Genomic DNA, 12,766 nt, shown 5'->3' on the forward strand with positions numbered 1-12,766 from the left:
GACGTGGCCGTTCCGCGCTCGATGAGGCATGGCCAGACCGGCGGCTCGCCCCTGTTTATGCTCGGAGACATGACCATTCAGCGGATGGACAACGTCGCCATCGTCGTCGACGACCTGGACGCGGCTGTCGCGTTCTTCACCGAACTCGGCATGGAGCTGGAAGGCAAGGCCCAGATCGAAGGTGTTTGGGCGGACCGCACCGTCGGACTCGACGGCGTCCTGAGCGACATCGCGATGATGCGTACCCCGGACGGCCACAGCAAGCTGGAGCTGACGAAGTACCACACCCCCGCCGCGGTCGGCGCCGAGCCGCAGAACCCGCCGCCCAACACGCTGGGCCTGCATCGCGTCATGTTCGCCGTCGACGACATCGACGACACGGTCGCCCGCCTGCGCCCCCACGGCGCCGAACTCCTCGGCGAGGTGGCGCAGTACGAGAGCATCTTCCGGCTCTGCTACCTCCGCGGCCCCGCCGGCATCATCGTCGCCCTGGCCGAGCAGACCGGTTGAGCGAGCCCCTGCTGGTAGTCGATCTCATGGACACGGAGGACACCATGACGACCACGCCGGACGACCCGACCACCGCGCTGCCCGGACGCCCACCCGTCGTCGACCTGGCCACCTGGCAGGCCACCCGCGACGAGCTCCTGGTCCGTGAGAAGGCGCACACCCGCGAGGGCGACGCCATCGCCGCGGCCCGCCGCCGGCTGCCGATGGTGGAGCTCGACGGAACGATCGAGGTCGTCGGACCTGACGGCCCGGTCCCGTTCCTGGACCTCTTCCAGGGTCGCGACGAGCTCGTGGTCTACAAGCACATGTGGTACGACGGCGCGCCGCACCAGGGGCAGTGCGAGGGCTGCACCACCACGGCCTGGCACCTGAAGGACGCCGTCTACCTCAACGCCCGCGGCGTCTCGTTCGCCGTCCTGACCACGGGCCGGTGGGACGAGGTGGCCTCCTATGTCGAGTTCATGGGCTACACCCAGCCCTGGTACTCGGTGCGCGACGTGGACGCGCCGGTCGGCGGCGACATGGGGTACATCACCTGCTTCCTGCGCGACGGCGACCGCGTGTTCCTCACCTACTCCACGACGGGCCGCGGCAACGAGCGGGTCAACGGGTCCCTCGGCCTGCTCGACATGACGCCCTACGGCCGCGGCGAGGCGTGGGAGGACAACCCCGAGGGCCGGCCGGAGGGCCGCCACGCGTGCTGGTCCTGGCGCTCGGACGCGGACGGGACCGCCACCTGGGGCCCGACCAGCCGCCCCGTGCCGCAGTGGACCCGCCCCGGCGCGACCCCCGTGGAGACCCTCGGCCGGCACGGCCACCACCACTGACAGTCCTTCGTCGACGGCGTCGTGGGCGGAACCCTCCGGACGATGCGACGGTCCGCCCGCGCGCCCGCCCGTCGCGGCGGCACAGCGCTCCGGTCGTGCCATACGACAATGGGAGACGTGCCCTTTGCGACGACGAAGGACGGCGTGAAGCTGTCCTACCAGGTGAGCGGCGACGGATACCCGCTCATGCTGCTGCCCGGCCAGTCCAACGACCACCACTGGTGGGACGGCGTGCGGTCGGACTTCGAGGACTCCTATCGCACCATCACCTTCGACTACCGCGGCACCGGGGACAGTGACAAACCCGACGAGCCCTACACGACGCGCGGCTTCGCCCTCGATGCGCTGGCCGTACTCGACGAGCTCGGCGTGGAGCGCGCGCACGTCTACGGCACCTCCATGGGCGGCCGCGTCGCCCAGTGGCTGGCCGCCGACCACCCGGAGCGGCTGGCGGCGCTCGTGCTGGGGTGCACGTCTCCCGGAGGCGCACACGGGGTGGAGCGAAGTCAGGAGGTGCGCCGCTCGCTGGCCCAGCGTGACCGGGCCGCCGCCCGGCGGGCGCTGCTCGAGCTGATGTACACCCCGGAGTGGCTCGCCACCCACCCCGGCCCGTATCGCACGATCGGCGATCGCGGCATGCCGGCCCACGCCCGCCGCCACCATTTCGCCGCCAGCGCGCATCATGACAGCTGGGACGCCCTTCCCGGCATCGTCGCGCCCACCCTCGTGATTCACGGCGCCGACGACGTCTTCAACCCGGCCGCCAACGCGCCGCTGCTGGCCGGCCGCATCCCTGGAGCGCGGCTGCACCTCATCCCGGGTGCGCGGCACGCCTACTTCGAGGAGTTCCGCGAGGTCGCCGGCCGGGTGGTCGCCGACTTCCTCGCCGGCGTGGCCGGCTGAGGAATCGTGCCGTTCGTGCCGGCGTGACCGCTGAACGCCTGGAGCCTGCGATGGGCCGAGGAGGCGGGCGGCGACGCCACGGAATGACGCCCATCAGCCAGAACGGACGACGACCGCCAAGGCCGTGGCGGCGAGCGAGACCCGTCGCCGGCTCGGGCCCGTGAGCTTGCGCGACGAAACCGCTCAAGATCGAACATGACGAAGCGCTGCCTGAAGTCGCGCTCTATGCCGACTCCCGGGACCCTTGAGGAGCGAGCTGCGACACAGGCCATAATCCCTGTCGTGGAGAGGTACATGGCGGTCTCCCAGGGCACTGCGGTCGGGGTTCTGGTTCTGGCCGGGTCCAGCGGTCGAATCGATGCGGAACGCTGCGATCTGCTGGCGCGGCACGGCGTGACCGCGATGTCCATCCGCTGGTTCGGCGGGGCGGGTCAGCCGCCGGGCATCTGCGAGGTGCCGCTCGAGACGTTCATGACAGCACTTGATGTGCTGGCCGACACAGGGGTGTCGCGGTTGGCGGTGCTGGGAGTGTCGAAGGGTGCGGAGGCGGCGTTGACGCTTGCATGCGTCGAGCCGCGGGTGGACGCCGTCATCGCAGTGTCGCCGTCCTCCGTGGTCTGGGCCAACGTCGGCCCCGGACTGGATGGAGCGACGCAGCCTTACCGATCGTCCTGGACGTGGCAGGGCAGGCCGCTGCCCTTCGCCTCATATCCGGCTGAATGGCCCACTCACGGACCGCCCACTTCCTTCCGCGCCTTCTACGAGCGCGGTCTCGCCACTGCTCCTCCTGAAGCGGCGATCCCGCTGGAACGAGCCCGCGCCGACGTCCTTCTCGTCGCGGGTGCGGACGATCAGATGTGGCCGTCATTGACTTTCGCCGAGGCACTTTCGGAACGTCGCGAGGTCCGCATCGTCAGCCATCCTTCAGCGGGACATCGGCCTCGCTTCCCGGGTGAGCCTCCTTCGCAACCGTCGCCGTCGTACCTGTACGGGGGATCTCCTGAGACCGATGCGGCCTTGGGAGCGGCAGCCTGGCCGCACATCCTCGCCATGCTGAATGCTTGATGAGCCTTCCAGGGCAGACCGGCCGGCAGCGCCGGACCATCCGCATGCCGAACGAAGTCACCGTGGTGCGCCTTTCAACACCTACCTGTCGAACGGAAGCGTCGGCTTGGGCATGACGCGGTAGAGCATGTCGGTATCCAAGGAATGGCGCCGACCGCTGCGGCCCGCGCCGGCCGCCATGGCCGTCTACGTCTTCCTCTACCCATCCATGGAGTGACTCCTGTGGGGTGGCGTGGGCGTTGGCCAGGACGCTACACCCAGTCTTGCAAGAGTTCAATGAAAGTTTTCGCTCGATCAAGCCATCCATGCCGAGGGCCGGCCGCCTCGCCCGCGTACGCGCATGGGCACGCGCGAGGGTAGCCGCCCTCCCTCAACTAAACAACTGTTGACATTGATCTTTGTGAAGCACTCAATAGGCCCCATAGTTCAACATCTTCCAACGCATCGCTCCGGCTTCCTCGCCGAAAGGAATCGATGTCAGATGCGCCGCCTCACCCATGCGCTCCTGGCCTTACTGGCTTCAGCCCTGGCCGTATCCGCCGTCCCCGCATCACCCGCCGAAGCGGCGGGGCCGTACGTTGTCGAGGCCGAGAGCATGGCGCTGTCCAACTTCTCGACCGCCAGCGTGGAGCACACCTTCAACGGCACGCCGGTCGAGACCGTGAATTACATCCAGGGCGTTTCCGGCCAGTCGAGCAGCGCCACCAAGACATTCAGCGGGGCCGCCGGCACCTACGACCTCATCACGCGCTACAACGGCAAAACCGCGGGCGGAGTCACCTACACGCTCGCAGTGAATTCCACCACCGTGGATTCGTGGGCCACGGCGCAGCGAAACGGTCGCGACTACACCGATCCCGCGAACATCGACACCCGCACGTCGAGCAAGATCACGCTCAACAACGGTGACACCATCAAGCTGACGGCCGCGTCCGCCGGCGAGACACCGCGCGTCGACAAGATCACGATCCAGGAGCACGTGGGTCCTCCGACCAGCACGCTGAGCATCGATTCGCCGAACGCGGCACTGAACGACGGCTTCGCCTGGGGCAAGAACCGGGCTTTAGGTATGACGTTCTATCCCGGGAACCCGATGATGGGGCACGAAGCCGAGTGGTGGCGGCTGAAGGATTCCACGCACACCACGGTGGTGCCCGGCTACTGGGGCTCCTACGTGAACCGGGAGGCCTTCTACAACAGGGACATCGCCCACCAGTCGGATGGCGCGCACGCGCTCGGCCTGGACAACGAGACCTTCGCGATGCTGAAGACGTTCGCCGGCGATGCCGACGATCCGGGCCAGAATGGCTGGCCGCTCTGGGCGCACAGCTCCTACGGGAGCATGTACTACGTCGACGGCACAGGATTTCGGGAACTGCCGTCGCCGTTCAACGTGATGGCCAAGGCCTACAAGCAGTACCAGTGGACGGGAAACCAGAACTGGATCAACGATCCGACCCTTTCGGCGTACTACGACTCGACCATGGGTTCGTTCCTGACCAACCACGAGGTGACGTGGAACGACGCGAACCCCTCCAGCGAGCAGCCGGTCGCGAGGATGCAGCCCGGCGAATACACGGCGACATTCTTCGAGTTCCCGAACGAACATCTCGTCTCCGCCGCCGACGCGCTGGGCTACCAGTACCAGTCGATGATCGCGTATTCGGCGATCCTGAAGGAAAAGGGCGACAACGCCAACAGCGCGAAGTGGGCCGAGCGCGCCCAGCGGGTACGCGACCACTTCGAGCGAAACTGGTGGGACTCGGCGACCAACCGCTACATCCGCGGCAAGGACGCCGACGGCAAGGGTTACAGCAGTTGGGGGCATGAGGCCAGCTTCCTGATGATGCTGACGGGGTTGGGCGACCACGGCGCCAGGACCAGCGACTACCTGGACTTCATCGCCGCCAACGACGACGACCTGAATGTCGAGGCGACCTCCTATCTGCCGGAGATGTACTACCAGTACAACCGGCCTTCAGAGGGTTGGGCGTGGCTCAAGAAGCTCATGGCCGACAAGAACGGATATCCGGAAGTCTCGTTCATGGTGGTCAGCAGCATCATCGACGGCATGATGGGCGTGCAACCGGACGCCCCGCACAACAAGGTGACCACCGTCCCGCGGCTGACCGCTGAGGTGCCGTGGGTGGAGATCAACCACCTCAAGGTCGGCGGCAACGACCTCAAGCTCAAGCACACCGGCACGACGGCCTCCACGCTGACCAACAACTCCGGCTCCACCATCACCTGGGAAGCCCAGTTCTACGGGACCCTCTCGTCGATCAGCGTGAACGGCACCCCGCAGACGCCGCAGACCAAGTCGCTGTACGGCCGGACGGTCTCGTACGTGGCGGTGCCGGTGGCCGCCGGCGCGTCGGTGACCGCGACCGCCGGAAGCGCAGGGGGTGACACCACGGCTCCCACCGCGCCGACCGGCCTCGCGGCGAGCAAGGTGACCTCGAACAGCGTGGATCTGAGCTGGGGGGCGTCGACCGACAACGTCGGCGTGACCGGCTACGGCGTCTACCGCGGCACCACGCTGATCGGTTCGTCGACGGGCACGAGCTTCACGGCGACCGGCCTTTCCGCCTCGACGCCGTACACGTTCACGGTGAAGGCCAAGGACGCGGCGGACAACACCTCGACGGCCAGCGACGCGGTCAGTGTCACCACGGCCATCAGCGGAAACGGCCAGACAGCCGATCTCAGCGATCTCACCTGGGTCAACGCCGTGACCGATTTCGGCACTGTTCAGAAGAACAGAAGCGTCGGGTCGAACCCCATCAAGCTGGCCGGGACGTCCTACGCCAAGGGCATCGGCACGCATGCCAACAGCGCCATCACCTACACCTTGAACGGCGGGTACGCGAAGTTCGAGGCGGAGGTCGGCGTGGACGACGAGGTCTCGGCGGGCGCGACGGTCAGGTTCGAGGTCTGGGGCGACGGCGCCAAGCTGTACGAGAGCCCGTCGACACTGACGGCCTCAAGCCCGACCCAGTCCATCGACGTCAGCATCGCCGGGGTGACCTCGCTGGTGCTGAAGGTGACGGACGCGGGAGACGGGATCAACAGCGACCACGCCGACTGGGCGAACGCTCGACTTGTCGGTGCGGACACCCAGGCGCCGGCGGCGCCGACCAACCTGGCGTCGAGCAACGTCACGTCGAGCAGCGTCAAGCTGACCTGGACGGCGCCGACCGACAACGTCGGGGTGACGGGCTACGACATCTACCGCGGGACGGCGCCGGCCGGCTCGTCCACGAGCACGAGTTTCACCGCGACCGGGCTGTCGGCCGCGACGTCGTACACCTTCACGGTGAAGGCGAAGGACGCCGCCGGGAACGTGTCGGGTGCCAGCAACGCGGTCACGGTCACCACCTCCGGCGGCGCCGCGGTGTTCCTCAGCGATCTGAACTGGACCGGTACCCCCGCCATCGGGTGGGGCACCCTTCACAAGGACCGGAGCGTCGACGGGCACACCATCACCCTGAACGGGACCACGTACGCCAAGGGGCTGGGCACGCATGCGACGAGCAGCATCACCTACCTCCTGAACGGCGCCTATTCCCGGTTCCAGTCGGATGTCGGGGTCGATGACGAGGTCGGCGCGAACGCGACGGTCACGTTCGAGGTCTGGGGCGACGGCGTCAAGCTGTACGAGAGTCCATCGGCGATGACTCCGTCCAGCGCGGCGGCCTCCATCGACGTCAGCGTGGCCGGGGTGACCTCGCTGGTGCTGAAGGTGACGGACGCGGGAGACGGGATCAACAGCGACCACGCCGACTGGGCGGGAGCAAAGCTGGTGTCATGATGCGCAGGACCCGGCGGGGAGCCCTTCCAGGGCGACCCGCCGGAGTCGCGCCCACGACGGCCCGTTCCTCGCGCCGATGCCGCTGGTGAGCGCGGCGACGCTCCGCCGTGCTAGCCCTGTGCGGTGCGCTTCGCGGCATGGGTCTGCCGCCACTCCTCGGCCGCCTGGATCATGGCCTGGCCGACGTGCTCGAAGAAGTGGCCGATGTCGTGCATCCGCGTGCCGGCGGGTGTGGCCGTGCCGAGGACCTGGGCACCTTGACGGGCGAAGTCGGCCAGCAGGGTGTTCTGGCGGGCGCTGGCCATCCAGCCGCGGAACCACGCGTCGGCGTCGATGACGTACCGGTCGCGGCGGCGATGGGGGTCGCGTTCGCGCCTGATGAGCTCCTGCTGTTCGAGTTCGCCGACGGCCTTGGAGATGGAGGCGGGGCTGACCTGGAGGCGCCGGACGAGCTCGGCAGCGGTCATGCTGCCGCTGTCGGTGACGTACAGGCAGGTGAGCACGCGGGCTGTCATCCGCGGCAGCCCCGTGCCGACCATCATCGCGGTGAACTGTTCCTCCAGTTCGTGAACCGACTCGGGATCGCGCCCGTGCGCGTCGACGGCGGCGGGCGGAAGCTTGGCCGAGTTCGGCTTGCGGCGGCGGGCGCGTCCTTGGGTCGCCCGCTGTGCCTGGTCGGCCCGGTAGCCGCCGGCGCCGCCGTTGCGGGCCACTTCCCGGGTGATGGTGGAGATGGGCCTGCCCAGATCGCCGGCGATCTCGGTGTAGGTGAGTCCGCCGGCCAGCCCCTCGGCGATCTTCTGCCGGTCCTGGTGGGTCAGCCTGCCTCCGGGCATCGCTCCTGCCTTCCGTGTCACGTCTCGCGGTATGGCCAGTATTGCGTTCGCCAACACTCCATTGCAAGTCACCAGCTTCGTTTTGCACTCACCTTCATTCTCATTGCAAGAGTTAATGGGCTCTGAGCTGCGCAGATATGACTACCAGCCGCCTAGCTTGTTGCCGCTTTGGTGAAAGCAAGCTAGCTTTTAGTCATTCGCGAATGAGCTAACGGACTGCTCGCAAACTGTCGAGCCGTGATCGGAGCCCCCTCATGACTTCCCTCCTCACCCCTGTGCGCACCTGGCACCGTCCCTTGGTGGTCTGCGCGCTCCTCATGCTGGCTGTGATGCTCGCCGCCGGTGTCGGGCTCGTCGTCGACGGCCGGACCCTGCTGGATGAGCCGGTGTGGGTCAAGCCGCTCAAGTTCGGCTTCGCCTTCGCTCTCTACGCAGGCACGCTGGCCTGGCTGCTGACCAGGCTGCGCAAGGGCAGGCGGCTGGGCTGGTGGATCGGCACCGTCTTCGCGCTGGCCGCGACCGTGGAGGTCGGCGCCATCACCGCCCAGGCGGCGCGCGGTACCTTCAGCCACTTCAACGCCGACCAGAGCGATCGGGTCACGCTGGCTCTGGTGCCCATCCTCACCTACGGCGTGATGATCATCCTGATCACGCAACTGATCCTGGCGGTCGTCGTGCTGATCCAGCGCACCGGCGGGGCCGCGGTGAATCGGGCGATCCGCGCCGGGCTGGCGCTGGCCGTCTTCGGCATGCTGGTGCCGGTCTACTGGCTGGTCGCCGAGATCCACCCCCGCACGGTGACCGACGCCAACGGCGCCCGGATCCCGATGTACCAGGGCCACGGCATCGGCGACCCGGACGGCCACGGCATGCCTCTCACCGGCTGGAGCGTCACCGGCGGCGACTTCCGGGTACCGCACTTCGCCGCCCTGCACGGCATCCAGGTGCTGCTCCTGCTCACCGCGGTGCTGGCCGCCCTGGCCGCCAGGCACGCCTGGCTGCGCGCCGAGAAGGTCCGTGCTCGCCTCGTCGGCTGCGGCGCCCTCGGCTACACCGGGTTGGTCGCGGCCGTGACCTGGCAGGCCTGGCGCGGCCAGTCCCTGATCCACCCGGACAGGATCACCCTTCTCGCCCTGGCCGCGGTGCTGCTCCTCACGGCGGCCACCACCGCAGGGGTGATCGTCACCGCCAGGCGCGCGGGCGCCGTACCCGCTGGAACCCCCGAGCGCCGCCGGCCGGCGCCCTGACGACCTCCCCTGACCTTGAGAACCGAACGTCCAAAGGAGAACTGACATGACACCGTCCGCTTCCGCCAAGGGCGGGCTGTTCCTCGCCACCGTGTTGATCGCTGGGGGCGTCCTGACGGCACCCGCGACAGCCGCGTCGCCCGTCCCCGACCACGCCGGCGTACAACGCGCTCTCGACAACGCCGTGGCCGTCGGTGGCGCTCCGGGCATCGTCGCCGAAGTCCGTGACAGCCGCGGCAGGTGGTTCGGTTCGGCAGGCGTGGCCGACACCAGGACCGGCCGCAAGCGTCAGCCGCACGAGCGGTTCCGGATCGGCAGCACCACCAAGGCGTTCACCGCCACCGTGGTCCTGCGGCTGGTGGCCGAGGGCAGGCTGAGCCTGGACGACACCGTGGAGCAGTGGCTGCCCGGTCTGGTCGCGGGCAACGGCTACGACGGCCGTGAGATCACCGTCCGGCAGCTGCTCAATCACACCAGCGGCATCTTCAACTACGGCAACGACGCGAAGTTCTTCGCCAAGGGCGTGGGTGCCGCCTGGTTCGAGCACCGCTACGACACCTACACCCCCGGGCAACTGGTCGAGATCGGCCTGGCCACCCCGCCCCGTTTCAAGCCGGGCACGAGCTTCCTCTACTCCAACACCAACTACTTCCTGGCCGCCATGATCGTCGAAAGGGCCACCGGCAGGACCTTCGCCCAGGAACTCACCAGGACCGTCATCCGCCCCCTGCGCCTGACCGGCACGTCACTGCCCGGTACCGACCCCAAGATCCGCGGCCCTCACCCGGCGCATTACTCCACCCTGTTCTCCTCCGATCCCAAGCCCGAGATCCACGACGCGACCGAGATGAACCAGTCCTTCGCCTGGGCCGCAGGCGGCATCGTCTCGACCACCGGTGACCTGCAGCGCTTCTTCGGCGAGCTGCTCGGCGGACGCCTGCTGCCCGCAGCCCAGCAACAGGAGATGTTCGCCACCGTCGAGACCAAGGGCCCCGTCCCGTGGATCCCCGGCACCCGCTACGGCCTCGGCGTCTTCTCCCAGAGGCTGCCGTGCGGCGTCACCGTCTGGGGCAACGCCGGCGCCACCTACGGATCGTGGACCTACGCCATGGGCACCCGCAACGGCAACCACCTGCTGACCAGCCAGGTCAACGGCGACTGGAGCGGCCTGAGCGTCTTCACCGACACGCTGTCGGCCGAGTTCTGCCCGGCCACGTCCCGATGACCCGCGACCACGCCGTAGGACTCGTGGCGCCCCGTTCATCGCGGAGTCCCAACGGGACGCGCCGATGTTGGCCGGCCGGACAGCGCCACGCCCGCCGCGCTTCGCCATGCTGGAGCGATGCGCCGATCAGGAAATGAAGATGCCGCCGCAGCCGCGATGATCGCCGACATCGAGCGGCTCGTGCGCTGCGAGTCCCCGTCCGAGGACATGGCCGCGGTCGCCCGCAGCGCCGAGGTGGTCGCCGAGGTCGGCGCCCGGCTCCTGGGCGCGGAAGGGGAGCGGGTGGTGGTGGACGGCCACACCCACCTGCGCTGGCGGTTCGGCGGCGAGCCCCGGGTGCTGCTGCTCGGGCACCACGACACGGTGTGGCCGGTCGGCTCGCTGCGGACGCATCCCTTCGAGGTCCGCGACGGGCTGCTGCGCGGGCCCGGGTGCTTCGACATGAAGGCCGGGCTGGTGATGGCCTTCCACGCGCTGGCGGCGCTGGACGACCTGGACGGCGTGACCCTGCTCGTCACCGGCGACGAGGAAACCGGGTCCCTCTCCTCGCGCGAGCTCATCGAGGACGAGGCCCGCGGGTGCTCGGCCGCGCTGGTCCTGGAGGCCGCCGGGCCCGGCGGAGCCCTGAAGACCGCGCGCAAGGGCGTCTCCCGCTACGAGGTGCTGGTGCGGGGACGGGCCGCGCACGCGGGACTGGAGCCGGAGCGCGGCGTCAACGCCTCGGTGGAACTGGCCCGCCAGGTCGTGGCCGTGGCCGGGCTGGGCGATCCCGCGCTGGGCACGACCGTCACCCCGACCCGCATGGAGGCGGGCACCACGGTGAACACCGTGCCCGGGTCGGCGCGCTTCGAGGTCGACGCCCGGGTCTGGGAGGCCGCCGAGCAGATCCGCGTCCACACCTCGATGCTGGGCCTGCGGCCCGCGCTGGACGGCGCCGAACTGGTGATCAGGGGCGGTCCGAACCGGCCTCCGCTCCAGGCCGCGGCGTCGGCGGACCTGTTCGAGCGGGCCCGCAGGCTCGCGGCGACGCTCGGGATCGGCCCGCTCACCTCGCTCGCCGTCGGCGGCGCCTCGGACGGGAACTTCACCGCGGGAGTGGGCACGCCGACCCTCGACGGGCTGGGCGCGGTCGGCGGCGGGGCGCACGCCGACGACGAGCACGTGGTCGTGGCGGAGCTCACGGGGCGGACGCGGCTGCTCGCCGCCCTGGTCGCCGAACTGCTCGCAAGCGCGGAAGTTGTCCACTCGGACGAACCGGAAGCCGTCCTCCCGTGCCCGCCGACCAGCTACAGGACCTGACCGGCTGGAACCATGGCCGGCGTGACTGATCTCATCCGCGACCGTCGCGGGTCCGGGCCCGTCGACCTGGCGTACGCCGCAGCCGAGGCGGCCGCGCGAAGCGCGGGCATCCACATCCGCCCTTTGGACAGCGTCGTCGAGCTCGAGGCCGTCCGCCGCCTGTACGAGCGCATCTGGCGTACCGGTGAGAACAACCCGCCGGTGACGGCCGACCTGCTGCGGGCGATGGCGAAGGCGGGCAGCTACGTCAGCGGCGCCTTCGAAGGGGACGAGCTGGTGGGCGCCTGCTTCGGCTTCTTCTCCCCGCCCGCGCGCGAGGCCCTGCACAGTCACATCGCGGGGGTGCTGGCGCGCGTGCAGGGACGCAACGTCGGCTTCGCGCTGAAGCTGCACCAGCGCGCCTGGGCCATGTCGCGTGGCGTCAGCGAGGTGTGCTGGACCTATGACCCGCTGATCCGGCGCAACGCCTACTTCAACATCACCAAGCTGGCCGCCGACCCGGACGAGTACCTGCCGAACTTCTACGGCCCGATGGACGACGACATCAACCGCAGCGACGACACCGACCGGGTGCTGGTGCGGTGGCGGCTGGAGTCGCACGCCGCGGTGGCGGCCAGCGCGGGCCTGCCCAGGCCGGCCGACGCGGCCTCCGCCCGCGCGGCGGAGGCGGCCGTGGCGCTGGACGTCTCTCCCAGAGGCGGGCCGGTCGCCTGCCGCGCCGACACGCGCACCGTGCTGGTCGGCGTCCCCGGGGACATCGAGACCTTGCGGGCCCACGACCCGGGGCTGGCCGCCCAGTGGCGTACGGCGCTGCGGGACGTGCTCGGCGAGCTGCTCGCCGAGGGCGCGCGGGTGCGCGGTTTCGACCGCGCGGGGTGGTACATCGTGGACCGGCGGGAATCACCGTGAAGCTCCTCGGGGTTGGCAGTCGCCGGATGAGGTGACGGTCGCCTCGGAGTGAGTACCCCTCTCCTGAGCCCGGTCCGGCCCGACGAACCGGATAGCATCCTTTGGTCATGCAGAACGAACGCCGACCCGCCCGC

Annotated in this window: 10 protein-coding genes; 9 read left to right on the top strand and 1 reads right to left on the bottom strand. The window is 69.3% G+C overall.

Annotated elements, in window-relative coordinates:
• Positions 1 to 84 precede the first annotated feature (84 nt).
• The 5 genes from ACWENQ_RS16280 to ACWENQ_RS16300 all read left to right on the top strand — a co-directional run bounded on the left by ACWENQ_RS16280 (position 85) and on the right by ACWENQ_RS16300 (position 7,116).
• Positions 85 to 510, top strand: a complete 426-nt coding sequence (locus ACWENQ_RS16280) for a VOC family protein (protein WP_452415026.1) — start codon at positions 85 to 87, stop codon at positions 508 to 510.
• A gap of 44 nt (positions 511 to 554) precedes the next feature.
• A complete protein-coding gene (locus ACWENQ_RS16285; protein ID WP_452414811.1) occupies positions 555 to 1,337 on the top strand; it encodes a DUF899 domain-containing protein in 783 nt (260 codons plus the stop codon).
• 117 nt (positions 1,338 to 1,454) lie between these two features.
• Positions 1,455 to 2,240, top strand: a complete 786-nt coding sequence (locus ACWENQ_RS16290; protein ID WP_452414812.1) for an alpha/beta fold hydrolase — start codon at positions 1,455 to 1,457, stop codon at positions 2,238 to 2,240.
• 282 nt (positions 2,241 to 2,522) lie between these two features.
• A complete protein-coding gene (locus tag ACWENQ_RS16295; protein ID WP_452414814.1) occupies positions 2,523 to 3,305 on the top strand; it encodes an acyl-CoA thioester hydrolase/BAAT C-terminal domain-containing protein in 783 nt (260 codons plus the stop codon).
• 481 nt (positions 3,306 to 3,786) lie between these two features.
• Positions 3,787 to 7,116, top strand: a complete 3,330-nt coding sequence (locus ACWENQ_RS16300) for an NPCBM/NEW2 domain-containing protein (protein WP_452414816.1) — start codon at positions 3,787 to 3,789, stop codon at positions 7,114 to 7,116.
• 110 nt (positions 7,117 to 7,226) lie between these two features.
• Here ACWENQ_RS16300 and ACWENQ_RS16305 read toward each other — a convergent pair whose 3' ends face one another.
• Positions 7,227 to 7,952: a MarR family transcriptional regulator gene (locus ACWENQ_RS16305; RefSeq protein ID WP_452415028.1), complete on the bottom strand. Its 726-nt coding sequence runs from the start codon at positions 7,950 to 7,952 to the stop codon at positions 7,227 to 7,229.
• Between the two features lie 254 nt (positions 7,953 to 8,206).
• On the opposite strand from ACWENQ_RS16305, the gene ACWENQ_RS16310 reads away from it, so the two are divergent.
• From ACWENQ_RS16310 to ACWENQ_RS16325, 4 genes are all read left to right on the top strand, one after another.
• The gene (locus tag ACWENQ_RS16310) at positions 8,207 to 9,199 is read left to right on the top strand and encodes a hypothetical protein (RefSeq protein WP_452414818.1); all 993 of its coding nucleotides are present in this window, start codon (positions 8,207 to 8,209) and stop codon (positions 9,197 to 9,199) included.
• Positions 9,200 to 9,245: 46 nt separating this feature from the next.
• Positions 9,246 to 10,424 carry a serine hydrolase domain-containing protein gene (locus tag ACWENQ_RS16315; RefSeq protein WP_452414819.1) on the top strand — a complete coding sequence of 393 codons (1,179 nt, stop codon included), beginning with the start codon at positions 9,246 to 9,248 and terminating at the stop codon, positions 10,422 to 10,424.
• Positions 10,425 to 10,580: 156 nt separating this feature from the next.
• Positions 10,581 to 11,723, top strand: a complete 1,143-nt coding sequence (locus ACWENQ_RS16320; protein ID WP_452414821.1) for a M20 family metallopeptidase — start codon at positions 10,581 to 10,583, stop codon at positions 11,721 to 11,723.
• Between the two features lie 21 nt (positions 11,724 to 11,744).
• Positions 11,745 to 12,632 (top strand): GNAT family N-acetyltransferase, encoded by an 888-nt coding sequence (locus tag ACWENQ_RS16325; protein WP_449919058.1) that lies wholly within the window; start codon positions 11,745 to 11,747, stop codon positions 12,630 to 12,632.
• The last annotated feature ends 134 nt before the right edge of the window (positions 12,633 to 12,766 follow it).

It is taken from the genome of Nonomuraea sp. NPDC004354, assembly GCF_053602555.1.